This is a genomic window from Cryobacterium luteum (assembly GCF_900110125.1).
Taxonomy (GTDB): Bacteria; Actinomycetota; Actinomycetes; order Actinomycetales; family Microbacteriaceae; genus Cryobacterium; species Cryobacterium luteum.
The window spans coordinates 415493-436949 of record NZ_FOCN01000001.1 but is presented as its reverse complement, the minus strand read 5'-3'; the positions used below and the strand labels follow the sequence as shown (position 1 = coordinate 436949).

The following is a 21457-nucleotide window of genomic DNA, read 5'->3' as shown; positions in this document are numbered from 1 at the left end:
CCATGCGAACCGGAACCGTCATCATCGGCGCCTGCCAGGCCGGCGTGCAGCTCGCCAGCAGCCTGCGCGAACTCGGCGACACCGAGCCGATCGTGCTGGTCGGCGAAGAGCCGCACGCTCCGTACCAGCGGCCGCCGCTGTCGAAGGCGTTCCTCAAGGGCGAGGCCACGGCCGATTCGCTCACCTTTCGCACCCACGAGTTCTATTCCGAGCACAGAATCGAGCTCGTCACCCGGGAGCGCATCGTCTCGATCGAGCGCGATGCCAGCGGCGGCGTGGCGACCGCCGAATCCGGCCGGCGCTTCGAATTCGCCCGGCTCGCCCTCACCACCGGCGCCGTTCCGCGCCAGATTCCGTTCGACGGCAGCGAACTCGAGGGGGTCAGCTACCTGCGCACCGCAACGGATGCCGCCCTCCTGGAACAGAGACTGGCCAGCGCCACCGACGTGGTCGTCGTGGGCGGAGGGTTCATCGGACTGGAAGTGGCCGCCGGAGCCCGCGCCGCGGGCAAGACCGTGACCGTGCTCGAAGCAGCGCCGCGATTGGTCGGTCGAGCCGTCTCCGAAGCTACGAGCGCGTTTTACCTGGCCGCGCACCGCCGTCGCGGAACACGGGTGGTCTTGAACGCCCAGGTCACCCGCTTTCTCGGGCAGCACGACCGCGTCACCGGGGTTCAACTGGCCAGCGGTGATGTGATCCCGGCCGACGTCGTTCTGATCGGCGTCGGTGTGATCGCCCGCACCGAACTGGCCGAGCAGCTCGGCCTCATGGTCGACAACGGCATCGTCGTCGACGCGAGCGCACTGTGCTCCGACGGGCTCACCGTCGCCGCTGGCGACTGCGCCAACCTGCCGAACCCCTCGCTCACACCCGGCGGTATCGACCGGCTGCGCCTGGAAAGCGTGCAGAACGCGGTCGAACAGGCCAAGGTCGCCGCCGCAACCCTGCTCGGCCTGCCCGCCGTATACTCCACGGTTCCATGGTTCTGGAGCGACCAGGCTGACCTCAAACTGCAGATCGCCGGCCTCAGCGGAGGACACGACCAGATCGTGCTGCGCGGCGACCCCGAGGCCGAGAAATTCTCGGTGCTCTACTACCGCGCGGGGCAGCTCATCGCCGCCGACTGCGTGAACCGCCCGCTCGACTTCATTGCCGTGCGCGCCATTCTGCACTCGGGACAGCACCTGCCCAGTGACCGCGCCGCCGATCTGACCGTGCCACTGAAGAAGCTCGCCCTGCCCGCCGCTCTTGCCGTCTTGATCGGAAAGTAACCATGACACTGCAGACCGAAGAACTCGTCGACACCTCACCGATCGCGGCCGGCGTCGTCTCGATCGACCTCAACCCGCTCTGGCGGGCCGTGCGACTCGAGATGCGCTCGCGCTCCAACGACATCCACATTCCTATCTCGTTCGCTTTCGCCGAGCGGCTCTGCCAGGCCTATCCGGAGGCCGACGCCCTCGTGGTGCGGGTGGCCATTCTGCTGCACGACACCGGCTGGGCCAGGGTCGACGAGACCAAGATCATCTCGGAAGGTTTCGGCGCCAACTGGCGCCAGGCCGACATCCGCTACGAACACGAGGTGCGGGGGTGCGAAATCGCCCGCGAGGTGCTGCCAGCCCTCGGCTACACCCACGAATTCATCAGCCGGGTCACCGACATCATCGACGGGCACGACACCCGCTCCGAGAGTTACTCGATCGAGGACTCCCTCGTGCGCGACGCCGATCGCCTGTGGCGTTTCACGACCACCGGCATCGCGCTCGCCTCCGGCTGGTTCGGCCAGGAGCCCTCGGCCTACTGTCGGCGTCTGCGCACCGACATCGTTCCCGAGCTCATCACCGCGGCCGCCCACGAGATGGCGCTCGCCGAACTCGAACGCGCCGAGGCCCTGCTGCAAACGGATGTCCTTGCCACTGGCATCGACGCGCCCGCCCTCGACGGCAGCGGCGCATGACCAGCCTGCTGTCGATTCCCCTGACCGCGAACCTGCCATACCGCCACATTGACGATGTGTTCATCGACGGGCAGTGGCAGGTCGCGACGGGAACCGGCCGCACCCTGGTGACCAACCCGGCAACGGAGGAGGTCTGGGGGTCGGTGCCGCAGGCATCCGTCGCCGACCTCGACCAGGCGGTCGCGGCCGCCCGACGCGCGTTCGGCGGATGGCGCGACCTGGCTCCCACGGCGCGCGCCGGCTTTCTGCTGCGGCTGGCCGACGAGGTTGAGAAGCGGGCCGAGGCCATCTCACACACCAACACCTGGGAGAACGGGTCGCCGGTCGCGGAGTCCGGCCGGGCCGCGGGCAATGCCGCCTCGATTTTTCGCTACTTCGCCTCGCTCGCCGGCCTGCTCGAGACGGCCGACATTCGGCCATTTCCTGACGGTTCGGGCGAGACGGTGGTGCGGCAGGACCCGATCGGGGTCTGCGCGCTGATTGCGCCGTGGAACTTTCCGATCAACCTCGTCGTTGCCAAGCTCGCGCCGGCCCTGATGGCCGGCTGCACCGTCGTGATCAAGCCGGCCTCGCCGACGCCGCTCTCGGTGCGACTCATCATCGATGCCGCCCGAGCCGCCGGCCTCCCCGCCGGGGTGGTCAACCTCGTCACCGGACCGGGTTCGTTCGGCGACGCCCTGGTCAGGCATCCCGGTATCGACAAGGTGGCCTTCACCGGGTCGACCCCGGTCGGGCGATCAATCGCCGGCACCTGCGGTCAGCTGCTGCGACCGGTCACGCTCGAACTCGGCGGCAAGTCGTCGGCGCTCGTGCTGCCTGACGCCGACCTCGACTCCCTGTCGAAGGTTCTCATCCGCACCTGCTTGCGCAACACCGGGCAGACCTGCTACATCTCGACCCGCATTCTCGCGCCGGTCGAGCGCTACGCCGAACTCGTCGACATGGTCACCGCCACCATCGCGGCCGCCAAACAGGGCGATCCGATGCAGCCCGACACCGTGTTCGGGCCTGCCGCTACGCGCGCTCAGGAGCAGACCGTGCGCGAGTACATCAGGAGCGGTGTGGCCGAGGGCGCACGGGCCACGACCGGCGGCGACGTGGCATCCGGCTTTGACCAGGGCTTTTTCGTGAAGCCCACGGTCTTCGCCGACGTGACGCCCGGCATGCGCATCGCCAGGGAGGAGATCTTCGGCCCGGTGCTGTCGATTTTGCGCTACAACTCCCTGGACGAGGGCGTGGCGCTCGCCAACAACACGTCATTTGGGCTCGGCGGCACGATCTTCTCCGAAGACCCCGACCGGGCGTTCGCACTCGCCGGTCGCCTCGACACCGGCTCGGTCGGTCTCGGCTTCTTCGCCTCCAATCACGCTGCGCCGTTCGCCGGTCGGCACGATTCCGGCCTCGGCGCCGAGTTCGGGCCGGAGGGTCTCAAGGCCTATCTTGTGCCGCAGTCGGTGCACCGCCGCATCCGCTGACCGGCGCGCGGGCTTCGGGCGGGTCAGCGGGCGCCGACGACCATCCAGGCCATGCTGCGGGCGCGCAGTGACAGCGTCACGGCGCGGGCGCCGAGGTAGCCGAGCGCGAACGCGGCCATGAGGAGCGCGAGCCCGGGCGCTCCCGTCGGCGCCCAGACCAGTACGGCGACGGCTAGCGGCACGAACACGGCGAGGTTGACCAGCCCGGTCAGGGCGAGGTAGCGGGCGTCGCCGGCTCCGATCAGCACGCCGTCGAGCACGAACACGACCGCGCCGAGGGGAACGGATGCCCCCAACACGACCAGGGTCGGCGGCAGCAACCGGGTCACCGCGTCGGAGCTCGTGAATGCGTGCCCGAGCACCCCGCTCGTGCCGATGACGACGACCGCGAGCACGAGGCCGGCGAGCACGCCCCACTCCAGGCAGCGACGCAGCACGGCACGCACGTGCGTGACGTCCCCGGCGCCGAGGCCGCGTCCGACGAGGGCCTGGGCGGCGATCGCGAGGGCGTCGAGGGCGAAGGCGAGCGTCGCGAACAGGGTCATTGCGATCTGAAATGCGGCGAGTTCGGGCGAGCCGAGCTGGGCAGCCACAAACACCGCGAGCAGCATGGCGGCACGCAGGCTCAGCGTGCGTACGAACAGCCAGCCGCCGCTCCGGGCGCCGAGCAGCAGCCCCGCCCGGTGCGGGCGCCGCGGGGCGTGGTGGCGGCGGGCATGCCGGGCGATGATGACGAGGTAGACGGCGACCATGCCCCACTGGGCCACGACGGTGCCGACAGCCGATCCGGCGATGCCCCAGCCGAGCAGGTAGATGAACACACAGTTGAGTGCGATGTTCGCTGTGAAACCGATCCCGGCCACGTACAGCGGAGTGCGGGTGTCCTGCAGCCCGCGCAGCAGACCGGTTGCGGCGAAGACCAGCAGCATGGCGGGCAGGCCGAACATGGAGATGCCGAGGTAGGTGGCGGCATCCGCTGTCACGGCGGTTTCGGCGCCGAACGCGCCGACGAGCGTCGGGGTGGCAAGCAGGCCGCCGGCCGCGAGCACGACGCCCAGGCCGAGAGCGAGCCAGAGCCCGTCGATGCCGACCGATACCGCCCGTCGGCTGTCGCCGGCGCCGAGCCAGCGGGCCACGGTCGGTGTGGTGCTGTAGGCAAGAAAGACCATGAGGCCGATGATGGTCTGCAGCACGGCGCTCGCCAGACCGAGGCCGGCCAGCGGCGTGGTGCCGAGGTGGCCGACCATGGCCGAATCGGCCAGCAGGAACAGCGGCTCGGCCACGAGGGCGCCGAGCGCGGGCACGGCGAGCCGCAGAATGTCCCGGTCGATGGGCTGGGCCCGCAAAATGTTGATGCTTCGACTCTACGGCGGCGGCGCTGTCGATCACTGCGGCCGCCCCAGGCCTCTGCTTCGCCGCGCCAGCTGTCGGTTGCCGCGCCAGGCGGAGTGGGCGCGTCCACCCGCACCGGGCGCGCCCAAGCCCCGCGGTGGCGTTGCCGCGCCCTGCAGAGGTGCGCGGTACGCCGATTACCGTAGCGGCTGCCCGGCACGGGCGCGGTCATCCGCTCGTAAACGGATACGGCACGCGCAATTTACGAAAGCGGCTTACGTCAGCCCGCCAACCGTCGGAAATGTTAAGAATGCCGAATCTTTCACGAGCGATGCCCGAAAAACGGGCGCATCTCCCGCCCCATCCAGCTATGTTCGACCCAGGAGCTGCTGCTGACCGTGGCTGCTCCGGGCACACTCTGCCGCGCGGGGGACATCATCCCCAGCCTCGAGTGCCCCTCCCACAGGGAGGTTTGCCGCCTCATCGTCGAGCGTGTTGACTTCCTCATTGCTTTGAAAGGCTTTTATCATGCCCGATCCCCAGCTCCCCCCCGAGGCACCCCGCGTCGGCGTCGTGCGTGAGAGCGGGGCGGATGAGCGGCGCGTTGCCCTCGTGCCCCGCGCCGTCGCCTCACTCATCGCGAAGGGCCTCGACGTTGTGGTCGAGTCTGGGGCGGGAGCGGGGGCCCTCATGGGTGACGACCTCTATCTCGCCGCCGGCGCCACCATCGGCGACGCGTGGAGTGCTGACATCGTGCTCAAGGTGGCCCCGCCCACCGACGCCGAGATCGCCCGACTGGCGGCGGGCACGACCCTGATCGGATTCCTCGCGCCGCGAAACGCGGACAACAAGATCGGCGCCCTACAAAATGCCGGCGTTGTCGGCTATGCGGTTGAAGCAATTCCACGCATCTCCCGGGCCCAGGTGATGGACGCGCTCTCGTCGCAGGCAAACGTCGCCGGCTACAAGTCGGTCATCCTCGCCGCATCGCTGTCGACCCGGTTCTTTCCGATGTTGACCACCGCCGCCGGCACCGTGAAGCCGGCCAGTGTGCTCGTGCTCGGCGTGGGCGTGGCGGGGTTGCAGGCTCTGGCCACCGCGAAGCGGCTCGGCGGCCGGGCAACCGGCTACGACGTGCGGCCGGAGGTCGCCGACCAGGTGCGATCGGTGGGAGCCCAGTGGCTCGAGGTGGGCATCGATGCGGCCGGCGACGGCGGCTATGCCCGCGAACTCACCGACCAGGAACGTGCCGCGCAGCAGGCCGCGCTCGAGACGGCGATCTCCACGTTCGATGTCGTCATCACGACCGCTCTCGTGCCGGGGCGCCCGGCGCCGCGGCTGGTGACCGCTGCGGCCGTGCACGGTATGAAGCCGGGCAGTGTCGTCATCGACATGGCGGGTGAGACCGGCGGCAACTGCGAGCTCACCGTGCCCGGTGAGACCGTGGTCATCGGTGGCGTCACCATTGCGTCCCCACTGAACCTGCCCTCGACGATGCCCGAGCATGCGAGCGAGCTCTACTCGAAGAACCTCACCGCCCTGCTGGACCTGCTGGTGCGGGACGGCCGACTCAACCCCGACTATTCCGACGACGTGGTTGCCCTCTCCTGCGTTACGCGCGACTCCGTCTCGAACAGGATCTGACCCATGGACTACACCGGCTTTCTGGCGAACATCGCCATCCTCGTGCTTTCGGGTTTCATCGGCTTCGCTGTGATCTCCAAGGTGCCCAACACCCTGCACACCCCGCTCATGTCGGGCACCAACGCCATCCACGGAATCGTCGTGCTCGGCGCCCTCGTGGTGCTCGGCACGGCTGAGAACCCGGGCCTGCCGCTGCAGATCATCTCGTTCGTGGCGATCGTTTTCGGAACCGTGAACGTCATCGGCGGGTTCGTCGTGACCGACCGCATGCTTGCGATGTTCAAGACCCGCCCGACCGCGTCGACCGACGGGAAAAACTGACCATGGATATTCTCGTCTACGCCCTCTACATCGTGGCCTTCGCGATGTTCATCCTCGGATTGTCCGGCCTCACCGCCCCTCGGTCGGCCGTGCGCGGCAATAAGATCGCTGCGGCCGGCATGGCCGTCGCCTTTGTGGCGACCCTGATCCACATCCGCGAGACTGGCAGTTGGCTGATAATCATTATCGCCCTCATCGTCGGCGTGGTCATCGGCATCCCGCCCGCCCGCAGGGTGAAGATGACGGCGGTGCCGCAGCTGGTCGCCCTGTTCAACGGGGTCGGCGGCGGAACCGTCGCCCTCATCGCCTGGGGCGAATTCATTGACAGTGACGGCTTCACCGGCCTGCACGCCGCCTCCGGCCCGGTGCTGCCGCTCGTGATCGCGTCGCTGTTCGCGGCGATCATCGGTTCGTTGTCGTTCTGGGGCTCGATCGTGGCGTTCCTGAAACTGCAGCAGATTCTGCCCGGGCATCCGTTGTCGGTCGGCCGGTTGCAACAGCCGCTGAACGCGATCCTGTTCCTCGGCTCGGTCGTTGCGGCCGTCATCGTCGGCATTGGCTCGGTCGGTACCGGCGCTGACCCGGTCTGGTTCGGCGCGATCCTCGTTGTGGCGGGCGTCCTCGGGGTCACGACCGTGCTTCCAATCGGCGGCGCCGACATGCCCGTCGTTATCTCGCTGCTCAACGCGCTCACCGGTCTGTCCGCGGCGGCGGCCGGGCTCGCGCTGAACAACATCGCGATGATCGTCGCCGGCATGATCGTCGGGGCGTCGGGAACCATCCTCACCAACCTCATGGCCAAGGCGATGAACCGGTCGATCCTCTCGATCGTCGCCGGCGGATTCGGCGGAGCCAAGGGCGCTGCGGCAGCGAGCAGCGGCGACCAGATCGCAAAATCCACTTCCGCAGCGGATGCCGCCATCAAGCTCGCCTACGCCAACCAGGTCATCATCGTGCCCGGCTACGGGCTCGCCGTCGCCCAGGCCCAGCACGCCGTGAAGGACATGGCCAAGGTGCTCGAAGCGCGCGGCATCGAGGTGAAGTTTGCGATCCACCCGGTGGCCGGGCGCATGCCCGGGCACATGAACGTGCTCCTCGCCGAAGCCGACGTCTCCTACGACGCGATGAAGGAGATGGACGACATCAACGGCGAGTTCTCGCGCACCGACGTCACCATCGTCATCGGCGCCAACGACGTCACCAACCCCGCCGCACGCAGCGACCCGAACTCGCCCATCTTCGGCATGCCCGTGCTCAACGTGACCGAGTCCCGGTCGGTCATCGTGCTCAAACGCTCGATGAGTTCAGGGTTCGCCGGCATCGAGAATCCCCTGTTCTTCGGTGAGAACACCACCATGCTCTTCGGCGATGCCAAGAAATCGGTCGCTCAGGTGACCGAGGAACTCAAGGCGCTGTAGCAGGCCCCGACTGCACGCTCACCTTCGCCCAAACCTCAACCTAAGCGCTATCGAGCGAAGACCGCGAGGCCAGCGTTCACCCGGCATTAATAATGAATGACTGCATAATCCTTCTCGAAGTATAATTAATCTTAAAATTAATTATAAATTTGCGTCGAAAGGTGCTGCGGTGACAATATTTGGGCTTTCTCCCGTGCAGGTGGCTGTTCAGGGCGCGCTTGAGGCGCTCAACAATGGGTATCCGGTGGTTGAGCGTCAGATTCTCGATCTGAAGGAGGAGTCGGGGCGGCGCACATCTGTCGGTCAGATCCTGCCGGCAGAGCCAAAAAACGAGGGTGCCGTCGACAAGCTTGCTCCAGAAGTGGCCTGCATGGCCAATACTCCCGGCGGTGGAGCTCTGCTTCTCGGCGTTGCGGATAACAGTGAGCTAATTGGCACACAGCTCGACCCGGAATGGCTTCGAGCGCGACTCTACGACAAACTCGAGCGTCGTGTCACGGTTGACGTGCGACCGGTCGAGATTCGTGGCACGCGCATACTCGTGATCATTATTCCCGAGGCCATCGAGCCGGTCCGCTACAACAGCAGGCTCAATTGGCGGGTCAGTGACCGATGCGTTGAGATTGACGCGTCGAGTTGGCATGACCGTCGGCACCGATACCTGCAGGTGGACTGGTCTTCGCAAGGGAGCACCTACTCGGTTGACGCTGTGCGTGCGGGCGCTGTCGAAGTGGCTCGCGATTTTCTTCGCGATTCTGCAGACTCGTCTGCGCGAGAACTTGTCGACTTGCCCACCACTGACCTGTTGCGACGACTCAATGCGGTGGACGGTTCGGGAGTGCTCACGAACGCTGCTGCGCTCACGTTCGTTGGGCGGGGGGAACCAGGCCTGGACTACCTGCGCCGGGAATACGCTGGTGGCGACAGCATCGCCCGAGTGCGACGAGAGAACCGGTCGTTGTTGGAGGAGTTGCAGGAAGTCTTCACGACTTCTCGGGCATACAACCCGACCACGCACCTCGATGAGGGGCTGGCCCACGGTCAGGTACGCCAGATCCCGGAACGTGCGCTTCGCGAAGCGATCGTGAACGGCGTTGCCCATCGGGAGTGGACGATAAGCGCTCCGACCGTTGTCGAACATATCGGCGGGCTCCTTCGAGTCACCAGCCCCGGCGGATTCGTGTCGGGGGTGAGCCCAGAGAACATCATCAACCATCCATCGGCATCCCGGAATACGGCGCTTGTTGACCTCCTGGCTTCTCTAAGAGTCGCAGAGCGGGAAGGGATCGGCATCGATCGCATGTTCGGTGACATGCTGCGGCTCGGCTACGGCGCTCCGGACATCTCGCAAATTGACGGACCGAGCGTCGTGACTCTACTAATTGGCAACCATCCGAACGCGGCCTGGATCGAGTGGTTGAACCGGCTCAGCGACCCACGGGTCGGGTCCGATCTTCGATTCCTGATGACACTACATTTCGCGGTCACCCACGGCTGGCTCGATGCCCGCGTATTGGCGCCGTATCTCCAAGTCACGGAACCTGAGGCGAGCGACGCGATCGCCACCGTCGCCGACCTGACCACTGACGGGCATCCCGTCCTGATCGATGTGAGAGGAACGCCTCCCGGAACGCCGCACGCCAAGGCACTCAGCGAGCACGCACGAACTGCGCTGACTGCTCTAGAAGTAAATAGGAGTATCCGACGCTCATGGCCCACACGAGAGGATGTCGCCCAGTCCTACGCCGCAGCACGTGGCCGTATCAGTACGACCGAATTAGGAGACCTCGTCGGAGCCCACGCCACGAACGTCGGCTCGGTATTGTCGGCCCTTGAGGACCAGGGCGTGCTCAAGCCTTCACGAGAGCAGCGCCGTGGAGCCGGCTTCCACTATCTATACGTTCAGAGCTAGACCCCCGTTGATCACGCGCACGGCCTCGGCCCATCAGACCACCCGCCGCACTGTGGCAAACTGCTCGCCGTGACCACACAACCCGAGCGCCGCATGCTCCTCGACACCGCAGCCCTGTACTTTCGGGCGTTCTACGGCGTGCCTGACACCGTTCGCGGCCCGGACGGCCAGCCGGTGAACGCCGTGCGCGGGCTGCTCGACATGATCGCCCGGCTCGCAACGGAGTTTGAGCCGACCGAGATCGTGGCCTGCTGGGATAATGACTGGCGCCCGCAGTGGCGGGTCGACCTCATCCCCACCTACAAGACTCACCGGGTCGCCGCCGCGCCGACACCGACGACAGCGGATGCCGACCCCGCCCTCGAAGTCGTGCCCGACCTGCTCAGCCCCCAGGTTCCGATCATCCGCGAGGTGCTGGGCGCGCTCGGCATCCCCATCGTCGGAGCCGCGCGGCACGAGGCCGACGACGTGATCGGCACCCTGGCCTCGCACGCCGCCACCCCCGTCGACATCGTCACCGGTGACCGCGACCTGTTCCAGCTCGTCGACGACTCGCGACACGTGCGAGTGATCTACACCGGCCGCGCGGCATGTCCCGGCTGGAGATGCTCACGGATGCCTCCCTCACGATCAGGACCGGCGTCACCCCTGGGCAATATGCCGACTTCGCCGCGCTGCGCGGCGACGCCTCGGACGCTCAACCGAGTCCCCGTTGCACGGCCACCTGTCACCGGCCCCGGATAGGCTGGGGCCATGACTGAGCTGGCGACTGCATCCGGAATCAACCAGAACGAACTCGACCCGGAGGTGCGCCCGCAGGACGACCTCTTTCGGCACGTGAACGGCAAGTGGATCGCCCGCAGCGAGATCCCCGCCGACAAGGCCCGCTGGGGCTCGTTCATGATGCTCGCCGAAGACGCCGAGAAGGCCGTGCGCGAGATCATCATCGAAGCACAGACCGCCCCGACCGGCAGCCTCGAGCGCAAGTTCGGCGACCTCTACACGAGCTTCCTCGACGAAGAACGCATCGAAGCGCTCGGCGCCACCCCGCTGCAGAAAGACCTCGCAGCGGTCGACGCGGTCACCACCATCTCGGAGTTGCTCGCGGCCCTCGGCCGCCTCGAGCGCGGCGGCGTCGCCGGAGCCTTCCACCTCTACGTCGACAACGACCCGGGCAACCCCGAACGCTACCTCGTCTTCATCGCGCAGGGCGGCATCGGCCTGCCCGACGAGAGCTACTATCGCGAAGAAAAGTTCGCCGAGATTCGCACCAAGTACCAGGTTTTTCTCGAGCGGATGTTCACCCTCACCGGTTTCGCCGACGCCGCCCCCCGCGCAGCGCGCGTCTTCGCCCTCGAAACCGAACTCGCCTCGCACCACTGGGACAAAGTGGCCACCCGCGACAGCGAGAAGACCTACAACCTGCGCACCTGGGGCCAGGTCTCCGCGCTCGCCGCCGGCGCCGACGTGGATCTCTGGCTGGAGGGCCTCGACGCCCCGGCCGGCGCCCTCGACGAGGTCGTCGTGCGCGAACCCAGCTACATCGCCGGGCTCGCTGCGACCCTCACCGATGACCGCCTGGAATCGTGGCAGGACTGGCTGCGGTGGCAGGTCATCCGCTCGAGTGCTGCGTACCTGTCCGGCGAATTCGTCGAGGCTAACTTCGACTTCTATGGTCGCACCCTGAGCGGCATCCCGCAGCTGCGCGACCGCTGGAAGCGCGGCGTCTCGCTCGTGGAGGGCGCCCTCGGCGAGGCCGTCGGCCGCATCTACGTGGAGCGTCACTTCAAGCCGAGCGCCAAGGCGAGCATGGACGTGCTCGTGGCCAACCTGGTCGCCGCCTACGAGAACAGCATCAGCACCCTCGACTGGATGACCGAGGAAACCCGCACGAGGGCCCTCGAGAAGCTCAGCAAGTTCACGCCGAAGATCGGCTATCCGGTGAAGTGGCGCGACTATTCGAGCCTTCAGATCACCGCCGACGACCTGATCAGCAACGTCAAGGCCGCCGGTGAGTTCGAGTTTCAGCGCGAGCTCGGCAAGATCGGCAAGCCGCTCGACCGCGACGAATGGTTCATGACCCCGCAGACCATCAATGCGTATTACAACCCCGGGTTCAATGAGATCGTCTTTCCGGCCGCCATTTTGCAGTTTCCGTTCTTCGACGACGACCGCGACTCGGCCGCCAACTATGGCGCGATCGGCGCGGTCATCGGCCACGAGATCGGCCACGGCTTCGACGACCAGGGCTCCAAGTACGACGGCGACGGCCGCCTCATCGATTGGTGGACCGCCGACGACAAGGCCGCGTTCGAAACGCGCACGACCGCGCTGATCGCCCAGTTCGACGGGCTCGAACCGAAAACCATCCCCGGCCACACCGTGAACGGTGCGCTCACGATCGGCGAGAACATCGGCGACCTCGGCGGTCTTTCTATTGCCTGGAAGGCCTACCTGCTCTCGCTGAACGGCCAGGTGAGCCCGGTCATCGACGGGCTCACCGGTGCCGAACGATTCTTCCTCTCCTGGGCCCAGGCCTGGCAGATGAAGCTGCGCGACGCTGAGGCCATCCGCTTGCTGGCCATCGACCCGCACTCGCCGAACGAGTTTCGCTGCAACCAGATCGTCAGCAACATTCCGGCGTTCTACGAGGCCTTCGACGTCACCGAAGCGGATACCCTCTACCTCGCTCCCGAGAAGCGCGTCACCATCTGGTAACACGCCTGGGTTAGTGTGGGCCTTGCTGGAACGAGCAGGGGCGCGTGGCCGCGCCGTGGAAGGAAGGGGCCGACAATGGACTTTCCGACTCGCGGTAACGCGGCTGGCAGCGCTGCGGCAGATGCTGGCGGCCGCCGCGCCGACCTCGGCGCCAGCCCAGCGGATGCCACCAGCCCCGGTCGTTCCCGCCACGCCGCGGCTCCCGAGGGTAAACATCGCACCCGTGACGCTCCGCAGAATTTCGCGCGCGGCTTTGCTTCGCTCGGCGAACTCGCCCTGGGCGGGGTGCAGGTTTCGGCCAGGGCGACCGACCTCTCGACCGGGCGGGTGCTGTTCTCGGTCGACGACCACGTCTCGATGCCCACGGCGAGCGTGGGCAAGGTGCTGCTGCTGATCGAGGTGGCTGCTCGGCTGAAAGATGCCGAGTTCGGCCTGGCCACGATGCTTGAACGCTCGGGTATCGATGCGGTCGGCGATTCCGGAATCTGGCAGCACCTGCAGGTGTCCCGGCTGAGCGTGGCCGACCTTGCCGCACTCGTGGGCGCCACGAGCGACAACCTGGCGACCAACGTGCTCATTCGCGCCGTCGGACTGCACGCGGTGCGGGCGCGCACCGAGAGCCTCGGGCTCAGCCGCACTGCCCTGCTCGACCTCGTGCGCACCAAACGCGGTCCGGATGACGCGCCGCAATTGTCGGTGGGCAGCGCCAAAGAGCTCACCTGGCTGTTCACCGCCCTGGCCAGGGGCGAGATCGTCGACGCCGAGACGAGTGGCCGAGTGATCGGCTGGCTCTCGCTCAACTCCGACCTGTCGCTCGTAGCGAGTGCCTTCGGGCTCGATCCGCTCGCGCATCGGGAGAAGGATCACGGGCTGCTCATGGTCAACAAGACCGGAACGGATGTCGGTGTTCGCGCCGAGGTGGGCATCCTGCGCGGTCCGCGTGCCGGCGTGACCTACGCGGTGGCCATGCTGTTCGACGATACCCGGCTGATGACCCGGCTCGCCGCGCTCGACGGAATGCGCGCGGTTGGGGCCGACCTGCTGGAGTACGTGCACTGAGCCGGACGGGGCTCGGGCCCCGTCCCCGTCCCAGTTTAGAAACTGGGCCCGGGGTCACAGAGGAGGCCCGAAGACTGGTCAGCCACCGAATCTCTTGCGTGCGGGACCAGACCATCGACGATGTGTGCCATCGTGGAGGTGTCGGGCATAGCGGCCCGCCAACTACGCGAAGGAGCTATGCCATGGCGGTCATCGGATGGATTGGGCTGGGCCACATGGGCGGCCCCATGACGGCGAACCTGGTGAAGGCCGGGCACAGCGTGCGCGGTTTCGACCTGAGCACCCCGGCTCTCGATGCTGCGGTGGAAGCCGGCGTCACCCGCGCGACAAGCATCAAGGACGCCGTCGCCGGCGCGGACGTGGTCTTCACCATGCTGCCCAAGGGCGACCACGCCCGTGCGGTGTACTTCGGCGACGAGGGCGTGCTGGCTCACGCCGCAACGACGACCCTGCTGGTGGACTCCTCGACGATCGACATCGAGTCGGCCCAGGCGCTGCACGATGCGGCCGCAGCAGCCGGTTTTCGCTTCGTCGACGCTCCGGTCTCGGGCGGAATCACCGGCGCCGAAGCCGGAACGCTCACCTTCATGATCGGCGGAGACACGGATGCCGTCACCGACGCGACCGCGTTCATCGAGCCGATGGCCGCGAATATCATTCCCACCGGCGGCGCCACGACCGGCCAGGCCGCGAAGATCTGCAACAATCTCATGTTGTTCATCAATCTCGCCGCCACCTCCGAAGGAGCGGTTTTGGCCGATCGGCTGGGACTGGACCCGCAGGTGTTCTGGAATATCGCATCCGTTTCGTCGGGCGACAGCTGGGCGTTGCGCACCTGGTACCCCGTCGAGGGGGTCGTGCCGTCGGCGGCCGTGAACCGTGATTTCGCGCCGACCTTCACGGCCGAGCTCGCCAACAAAGACATCGGCCTCGCGGTGGCCGCCGCCGCGGCAACCGACACGCCGCTCGAAATCGGGCAGCACGTGCAGCAGCTGTTCCAGCGCCTGATCGACCAGGGACAGGGCGGCAAGGACTGCTCCATGATCGTGAAACTGGTCGACGGCTCCCTGGCGTGAGGCCTGCGCCGAGCCGTGAGTCCTGACCGTCACAGCTCATCGCTCGGCTCCGGGGGAATTTTCGGCCGCCACGGGTTCGCGCGCTCGCCGCGTGCCGCCAGGGTCGCGGTCTCCAGAATGCGTTTCTGGCGCGTCGGCGCGGTCTTGGCCTGCATGATCCACTCCAGAATGGCCCGCCGGGGAGAGCGCGGGAAGGCGTCCCACTGCTCGCGGGATCCGGCCTGGGCTTCGAACTCCGCAGCCAGGTCTGGCGGCACGATCAGCTTCTCCACGTCGTCGAGCAGTGTCCATGAGCCGTCGCTTTCGGCGCGCGCGATGACCTGCTCACCGGCGGTGTGCATGAGCCCGGCCGCGCGCATCCGCTTGACGCGGGCCTTGTTGGGGCCGCTCCAGGCGCTGCCGGGCTTGCGGCGGGCAAAGTAGAGCATGGTGCGGTCGTTGTCGATTTTTCCGCCCTTGCTGTCGATCCAGCCGAAGGCCAGCGCCTCACACACCTGATCCTCATAGCTCGGACTGGACTTGCCCGAGGCCTTCTTCCACGACACCAGCCAAACGGATGCCTCCCGCTCATGATTCGCCAGCAGCCAGGCCCGCCAGTCGGCGCGGGTGTGCGGGTGAAAACGCGGTGTCTCGTCACTCATGCCGCCGAGGATACCCTTCCGGTTCGCCGGATGTGGGTGCCTCAGACGATCGCGAGTTCCGGCCCCGCGGCACTGAGCTTGCGGGCCTGGCGCGGGTCGATCCCGTCGTCGGTGATGATGAGATCGAACTCGTTGGCGTCGGCGACGTGGCAGAAGGAGTTCTGGCCGATCTTGTTCGAGGTCAGCGCGAGCACCCGTCGCCGCCCGGACAGCATCATGGCGCGCTTCACCTCGGCCTCATCGGGAATGGTCGTGGTGAGCCCGGCCTCCGCGGTCAGACCGTTTCCGCCGACGAATGTGACGTCCACGTTGAGTTGGCTGATGCGTGCCCGAGTCCACTCGTCGACCGCGCCCTGCGACACGCTGCGCACCCGGCCGGGCAACGCGAGCACCGTGAGCAGGGGCTTACGGGAGAGCAGCCGAACCGCCGGCAGATTGTTGGTCACGACGATCAGTCGACGATCCTCCGGAAAAACGGATGCGATCACCAGCGTGAGTGCGCCGGAATCCAGCAGCACGACGCCATCCTCGGGCAGCTCCTCGAGCACCCGCTGAGCGATGCGATGCTTCTGCGGCGCGTTCTCCAGCCGTCGCTGGGCCAGCGCAATCTCGAACGGCGTGCTCTGCACCAGGCGGGCACCGCCGTGCTGGCGCCGGATGATGCCCTGACGTTCGAGCACCACGAGGTCGCGGCGGATGGTCTCAGCGGTGACCTCGAGCGCAACGCTCGCCGCGGCCACGGAGATCTCGCCGGTGCCGCCCTGAGCGAGCGCAATGATGGCGGCCTGTCGTTCCGCTGGGTACATGCCTGCCTCCTCGCAGCCGTCGGCACGTGGCCGTAGTAGCCCCAGACTAGCAATCCGGCGGGTGAACGCCGGCCGGCGGCATCCGTTTTTGTGGTTTCATGGCACGAATAATGCATATTCGGGCAACAAGGCGTTACAAAAACATCACAAAACCACAAATTGAGTTGCTTTTTCCACTCATTCGGGTCACAGTAGCTACATACCAGTCCACAAGGACGTGTCGACGATGAAGAGGTTTGAGATGAAGAAGTCTTATTCCATGAAGAAAAGGCTTGCCCTCAGCGCAATCGCCTTCTCTTCGGTGGGTGTTCTTTTGGCCGGATGCAGCGGAGCCGGAGGCGGCGCCCAGCAGGCCGACGGCCCGGTGACCCTGACCCTCGCTACCGTGAACAACCCGCAGATGAAGGACATGGAGGAGCTCAAGGGCGCCTTCGAAGATTCCCACCCCGACATCACGGTGAACTTCGTCGCGATGGAAGAAAACGACCTGCGTGACGCCGTCACCAAGGACGTCGCCACCCAAGGCGGCCAGTACGACATCGTCACCGTCGGCAGCTACGAGGTGCCGATCTGGGGCCAGAACGACTGGCTCGTCGACCTCGGCCCGCTCGCCGAAGCTGATACCGCGTACAACGTCGACGACCTGCTGCCGCCCGTGCGCGAGGCCCTGACCGTTGACGACAGCCTCTACGCCGTTCCGTTCTACGGCGAGTCGTCCTTTCTCATGTACAACAAGGACATGTTCGCTGCGGCCGGCCTCGAAATGCCGACCAACCCCACCTGGGACGAGGTCGCCGGCTTCGCCCGCACCCTCAAGACCGATGACGTCGCCGGCATCTGCCTGCGCGGCAAGCCCGGCTGGGGCGAGTTGTTCGCCCCGCTGACCACCGTCGTGCAGACCTTCGGTGGCACCTGGTTCGACGAGGACTGGAACGCCCAGGTCAACTCGCCGGAGTTCACCGAAGCCGTGCAGTTCTACACCGACCTCGTGAAGGATGCCGGCGAAGCCGACCCCGTCTCGACCGGCTTCACCGAATGCCTCAACCTGTTCTCGCAGGGCAACGCGGCCATGTGGTACGACGCCACGAGCGCCGCCGGCCCCATCGAGGCTGACGGTTCCGCCGTCGCCGGCAAGATCGGCTACGTGCACGCCCCCGTCAAGGAGACCGAGGAATCCGGCTGGCTCTGGGCCTGGAACCTCGCCATTCCGAACACCAGCACCAACCAGGATGCCGCATGGGAGTTCGTGAGCTGGGCCACCAGCACCGAGTACATCGACCTCGTCGGCACCACCCTCGGCTGGGAGCGCGTCCCCCCGGGATCCCGCACCTCAACCTACGAGAACGCGGACTACCTCGCCGCGGCTTCCGCCTTCGCGCCGATCACCAAGGACATCATGCTCGGGGTCAACCCGACGCAGCCCGGTGTGAACCCGCAGCCATGGGTCGGCATCCAGTACGTGACGGTTCCGGAATTCCAGGACCTCGGCAACCAGGTCTCGCAGGACATCGCCGACGTGTTCGCCGGTCGCGACACCGTCGGCAACGTTCTCGACAAGGGCCAGGAGCTTGCCCAGCAAGCCGGAGACGCCCAGAAATAACGCACCACCCCGGCGGGCGGCGTCAATCAGGCGCCGCCCGCACCCTCGTCAGTTCAACGCCGAGAACGAGAAAGAAGTCAGAGATGACCGCGCCAGATTTGATCGTGGCTGAGCCCGCGCACGACCCGGCCCCCGCCGCGTCACGCGCGCTCCGCCGCCCCCCGAAGCCGGAGTTGAGCGGTGGCCAGATAAAGGCACTCCGCCTGGCTCGCACCCTGGTCTGGCCGGCCATCGTCGTCGCCGTTCTCGTGACGCAGATTCCCTTCCTCGTCACCATCTACTACTCGTTCCAGAACTGGAACCTGATGCGGCCGGGATCCCGCGGGTTCGCCGGGTTCGACAACTACGTGACGGTCTTCACCGGCGGCGCGTTCATGCAGTCGCTGTCCGCAACCGTGTTCATCACCGGTTCGTCGATCGTGCTCTCCGTGCTTTTCGGCCTGGGCCTCGCCCTGCTGCTCAACCGCAAATTCTTCGGCCAGGGCCTGGCCCGCACCCTCGTCATCACGCCGTTCCTCATGATGCCGGCCGCGGCAGCCCTCATCTTCAAATGGTCCATGCTCGATGCCAACGTCGGCATGGTCAACTGGGGCCTCTCGGCCCTCGGCGTCGACCCCGTGCAGTGGAACACCGACTTTCCCGCGCTCACCGTGATCATGGTGCTCACCTGGCAGTACACGCCGTTCATGATGCTGATCCTGCTCGCCGGGCTGCAGAGCCAGAGCAAAGAGACGCTGGAAGCGGCATCCGTTGACGGCGCCGGCCCCATTCGCAGCTTCCTGCACATGACGCTGCCGCACCTGCGCCAGTACATTGAGCTGGCCGTGCTGCTCGGCGGCATCATGCTGCTGCAGGTTTTCGACCCGATCGCCATCATGACCCGCGGCACCGGCGGCACCAAGACCCTGTCGTACCTGCTCTACGAACGTGCCTTCGTGGGTCTCGAAATCGGTGAGGCGGCCGCCTACGGCGTCATCACCGTTCTGCTGACCATCATCGTGGCGAGCGTCGCCCTGCGCCTGCTCTTCAAGATCTTTTCCAGCGAAGGAGCCAAGTCGTGAGTACCGTTACCGCCGCCCCGGTCAGCACCGCGCCCCGACCGAGCACCCCGACCCCACCGCGCCGCCGTTCCAAGCGGATGCGCCACCGCGCCACCAGCACGGCCCTCACCATCTTCACGTGGATCGTCACTCTCGGATTCTTCTTTCCGGTGGCCTGGATGGTCTTCACCGCCTTCAAGACCGAGGCCGCAGCGGCGACCAGAACGCCGACCATCTTCACGGCGCTCTCCCTCGACCGCTTCGCCGAGGTTCTCGACCGCGGGTTCGGCGTGTACCTGCTCAATTCGCTCACCGCGAGCGTGATGAGCACCGTCATCGTGCTCCTGCTCGCCATTCCGGCGGCGTACGGCCTGTCCATTCGCCCGATCATCAAGTCGACCGATGCCCTGTTCTTCTTCATCTCCACCCGGTTCATGCCGATCGCCGCCGCGATCATCCCGATCTACCTGCTGCTGCAGGGCCTCGGAATGCTCGACAACATCACGGCACTGAGCGTGCTCTATGTGGGGATGAACCTGCCGCTCGCGGTCTGGATGATGCGCTCATTCTTCAGCGAGGTGCCGCTCGAGATCGTCGAAGCCGCCCAGATTGACGGCGCGAACTTCTTCACCGAACTCGTTCGCGTGGTGCTGCCCATCGTCGCCCCCGGCATCGCCGCGGCCGCACTGATCTGTTTCATCTTCGCCTGGAACGAATACTTCCTGGCCAGCCTGCTCACCTCCACCATGGCGCGCACCACTCCGCCGTTCCTCGGCAGCTTCGTCGACGGGCGCGGGCAGTTTCTCGCGGTACTCTCGGCAGCATCGACCCTTGCGGTTCTGCCCGTCGTCCTGGCGGGCTGGCTGGCGCAGAAGCGCCTCGTCACCGGCCTGGCCATGGGCGCGATCAAGTAGTCGTGGACCACACCAGGGGAGCCCAGATGATACCGGATCCAACGAGTCGCAGCGCCGACGACCGTCGCGCCAGCATTCTGGCCGCGCTGGCCGGCGCCGGCCGGGTCGAAGTCAACGAGCTCGCCGAGTCGCTCGCCGTCGCAGAGGAGACCATCCGTCGCGACCTGCGCACCCTCGAAGACGACGGACTGCTGCGGCGGGCACACGGCGGAGCGATCAGCGTCGCCGACCCGGTCGCCGACCTCGACCGGCTGACCGTTCCCGAACCGGTCGCTCACCCCGTCGCGACGCTGGCGGCGACCCTGCTGCCCGAGCGCGGCATCCTCTTTCTCGATGCCGGTCCGATCGCCGAGGCCCTCGCGGTCTGCGTGCCGAACTCTCCCGCCCTGCAGGTGGTCACGACGTCGATTCCGGTCGCGCTCGTGGCGAGCCGCAACGCCGAGCTCTCGGTGTACAACCTCGGTGGCACCGTCGACCCGGCTGACGACTCGCAATCCGGCCAGTGGACTCGCGAATCACTCGAACGCATTCGCGTCGACCTGGCGTTCATCAGCGTCACCGGGCTCACCCAGGACGGCGAGCTGCTGGCCGCCAGCCCGAAAGCCGCCCGCATCAAGCGCGCCGCAATGGATGCCGCGAGCACCGTCGTGCTCATCGCCGACCACGACCAGCTGGAGGCCAACGGCCTGGTGAAATTCGCCCAGCTCGGCGAGGTCGACCACCTCGTCGTCGACGGCGGCGTGGGCGACGCGGTCCTCGCGCTGGCCGCCGAAGCCGGTGTGCCCGTGCTGCGCTCGAGCCCCGTCAAAACGGGAATCACACCGTGACGGCGGCTGGCCGGGCAGCGGAGATCGGCAGTTATCCGGTCGACGGCCTGCTTTTCGACTGTGACGGCGTGCTCGTCGACTCCGACGAAGCCGCGGCCGCGGCCTGGAACGAGTGGGCCGTCGAGTTCGCGCCCGGCTTCGACTTCGATCGCGACATCGTGCACGGCCGGCCGGCCAGGGAGACCATCGCCGAACTCGTGCCGGCCGCCGACGTGCACCGCGCCGACCACGCTCTCATGCTCAAAGAGGTCGAAACGGCGCCCCTCGTGCGCGCCCTGGCCGGGGCCCGCGAGCTGCTGGTGGCTCTGCCTACCGGCCGCTTCACCATCGTGACGAGTGCCGTGGCGGTCGTGGCCCGTGCCAGGCTGCTGGCTGCCGGGCTTCCGTGCCCGGCCGGCCTCGTCACCTTCGACGATGTGGCGCGCGGCAAGCCGGCGCCCGACCCGTACCGCCTGGGCGCCGAACGGCTGGGCGTCGATCCGCGCCGAGCCGTGGTGTTCGAAGACGCCGACGCCGGTGTGGCATCCGCCAAGGCCGCCCATATCGGGCTCACCGTCGGTATCGGGGTGCGCGGACTCGACACCGAGGCGACCCTCGTGTTGGCCGACCTTGTCGGCATCCGCTTTGACGGCACCCTGCTGCACCTGGGCGACTCGGTGCAGCTGCGCGCCGACCCGTCCCGCACGCCGACCCCCGAATGACTGATCACCGACTGAA

18 protein-coding genes and 1 pseudogene are annotated in these 21457 nt (G+C 66.9%); 16 read left to right on the top strand and 3 right to left on the bottom strand.

The genetic code is table 11. The features are described from left to right. Window positions 1-2 precede the first annotated feature (2 nt). From BMW72_RS02180 to BMW72_RS02170, 3 genes are read left to right on the top strand one after another with little or no spacing between them, the layout of a single operon-like run. Entirely contained in the window at window positions 3-1271 is a 1269-nt protein-coding gene (locus tag BMW72_RS02180; RefSeq protein ID WP_092106757.1) for an NAD(P)/FAD-dependent oxidoreductase, read from the top strand. Window positions 1272-1273: 2 nt separating this feature from the next. Next, the gene (locus BMW72_RS02175) at window positions 1274-1957 is read left to right on the top strand and encodes an HD domain-containing protein (RefSeq protein WP_092106755.1); all 684 of its coding nucleotides are present in this window, start codon (window positions 1274-1276) and stop codon (window positions 1955-1957) included. Next, on the top strand, window positions 1954-3432 hold the full coding sequence (locus BMW72_RS02170; RefSeq protein WP_092106753.1) for an aldehyde dehydrogenase family protein: 1479 nt from the start codon (window positions 1954-1956) through the stop codon (window positions 3430-3432). The genes BMW72_RS02175 and BMW72_RS02170 overlap by 4 nt, the downstream gene beginning before the upstream one ends. A 23-nt stretch (window positions 3433-3455) precedes the next feature. Here BMW72_RS02170 and BMW72_RS02165 read toward each other — a convergent pair whose 3' ends face one another. Continuing rightward, window positions 3456-4778 (bottom strand): MATE family efflux transporter, encoded by a 1323-nt coding sequence (locus BMW72_RS02165; RefSeq protein ID WP_092106751.1) that lies wholly within the window; start codon window positions 4776-4778, stop codon window positions 3456-3458. Between the two features lie 514 nt (window positions 4779-5292). On the opposite strand from BMW72_RS02165, the gene BMW72_RS02160 reads away from it, so the two are divergent. The 8 genes and pseudogenes from BMW72_RS02160 to mmsB all read left to right on the top strand — a co-directional run bounded on the left by BMW72_RS02160 (window position 5293) and on the right by mmsB (window position 14912). Further along, window positions 5293-6408 carry an NAD(P) transhydrogenase subunit alpha gene (locus BMW72_RS02160; RefSeq protein ID WP_092106749.1) on the top strand — a complete coding sequence of 372 codons (1116 nt, stop codon included), beginning with the start codon at window positions 5293-5295 and terminating at the stop codon, window positions 6406-6408. A 3-nt stretch (window positions 6409-6411) separates the two neighbouring features. Further along, window positions 6412-6729, top strand: coding sequence for an NAD(P) transhydrogenase subunit alpha part 2 (locus BMW72_RS02155; protein WP_092106747.1), 318 nt, complete (start codon window positions 6412-6414; stop codon window positions 6727-6729). A gap of 2 nt (window positions 6730-6731) precedes the next feature. Further along, window positions 6732-8147, top strand: a complete 1416-nt coding sequence (locus tag BMW72_RS02150; RefSeq protein WP_092106745.1) for an NAD(P)(+) transhydrogenase (Re/Si-specific) subunit beta — start codon at window positions 6732-6734, stop codon at window positions 8145-8147. A gap of 169 nt (window positions 8148-8316) precedes the next feature. After that, complete coding sequence (locus tag BMW72_RS02145; RefSeq protein WP_134361652.1) at window positions 8317-10059, top strand: RNA-binding domain-containing protein; 1743 nt, start codon at window positions 8317-8319, stop codon at window positions 10057-10059. 93 nt (window positions 10060-10152) lie between these two features. Further along, window positions 10153-10763, top strand: a pseudogene (locus BMW72_RS02140) (5'-3' exonuclease); the annotation flags it as partial. Between the two features lie 49 nt (window positions 10764-10812). Then, the gene (locus BMW72_RS02135; protein ID WP_092106741.1) at window positions 10813-12777 is read left to right on the top strand and encodes a M13 family metallopeptidase; all 1965 of its coding nucleotides are present in this window, start codon (window positions 10813-10815) and stop codon (window positions 12775-12777) included. 75 nt (window positions 12778-12852) lie between these two features. After that, entirely contained in the window at window positions 12853-13836 is a 984-nt protein-coding gene (locus tag BMW72_RS02130) for a serine hydrolase (RefSeq protein ID WP_092106739.1), read from the top strand. A gap of 182 nt (window positions 13837-14018) precedes the next feature. Beyond that, window positions 14019-14912: a 3-hydroxyisobutyrate dehydrogenase gene (gene mmsB / locus BMW72_RS02125; RefSeq protein WP_092106737.1), complete on the top strand. Its 894-nt coding sequence runs from the start codon at window positions 14019-14021 to the stop codon at window positions 14910-14912. A 29-nt stretch (window positions 14913-14941) separates the two neighbouring features. Here the strand turns inward: mmsB and BMW72_RS02120 are convergent, their stop codons facing one another. Next, on the bottom strand, window positions 14942-15553 hold the full coding sequence (locus BMW72_RS02120) for a YdeI/OmpD-associated family protein (protein ID WP_092106735.1): 612 nt from the start codon (window positions 15551-15553) through the stop codon (window positions 14942-14944). Window positions 15554-15594: 41 nt separating this feature from the next. Then, complete coding sequence (locus tag BMW72_RS02115) at window positions 15595-16359, bottom strand: DeoR/GlpR family DNA-binding transcription regulator (RefSeq protein ID WP_092106733.1); 765 nt, start codon at window positions 16357-16359, stop codon at window positions 15595-15597. Window positions 16360-16618: 259 nt separating this feature from the next. Here BMW72_RS02115 and BMW72_RS02110 point away from each other — a divergent pair, with 259 nt between their 5' ends. The 5 genes from BMW72_RS02110 (at window position 16619) to BMW72_RS02090 (ending at window position 21441) form a co-directional block, all read left to right on the top strand. Further along, window positions 16619-17959 (top strand): ABC transporter substrate-binding protein, encoded by a 1341-nt coding sequence (locus tag BMW72_RS02110; protein WP_198411009.1) that lies wholly within the window; start codon window positions 16619-16621, stop codon window positions 17957-17959. An 83-nt stretch (window positions 17960-18042) separates the two neighbouring features. Next, window positions 18043-19020, top strand: a complete 978-nt coding sequence (locus tag BMW72_RS02105; protein ID WP_092106729.1) for a carbohydrate ABC transporter permease — start codon at window positions 18043-18045, stop codon at window positions 19018-19020. Then, the gene (locus BMW72_RS02100) at window positions 19017-19913 is read left to right on the top strand and encodes a carbohydrate ABC transporter permease (RefSeq protein WP_092106727.1); all 897 of its coding nucleotides are present in this window, start codon (window positions 19017-19019) and stop codon (window positions 19911-19913) included. Before BMW72_RS02105 ends, BMW72_RS02100 begins: the two co-directional genes overlap by 4 nt. Before the next feature lie 26 nt (window positions 19914-19939). Then, complete coding sequence (locus BMW72_RS02095; protein ID WP_134361647.1) at window positions 19940-20740, top strand: DeoR/GlpR family DNA-binding transcription regulator; 801 nt, start codon at window positions 19940-19942, stop codon at window positions 20738-20740. Further along, window positions 20737-21441 carry an HAD-IA family hydrolase gene (locus BMW72_RS02090; protein WP_166787776.1) on the top strand — a complete coding sequence of 235 codons (705 nt, stop codon included), beginning with the start codon at window positions 20737-20739 and terminating at the stop codon, window positions 21439-21441. The genes BMW72_RS02095 and BMW72_RS02090 overlap by 4 nt, the downstream gene beginning before the upstream one ends. The last annotated feature ends 16 nt before the right edge of the window (window positions 21442-21457 follow it).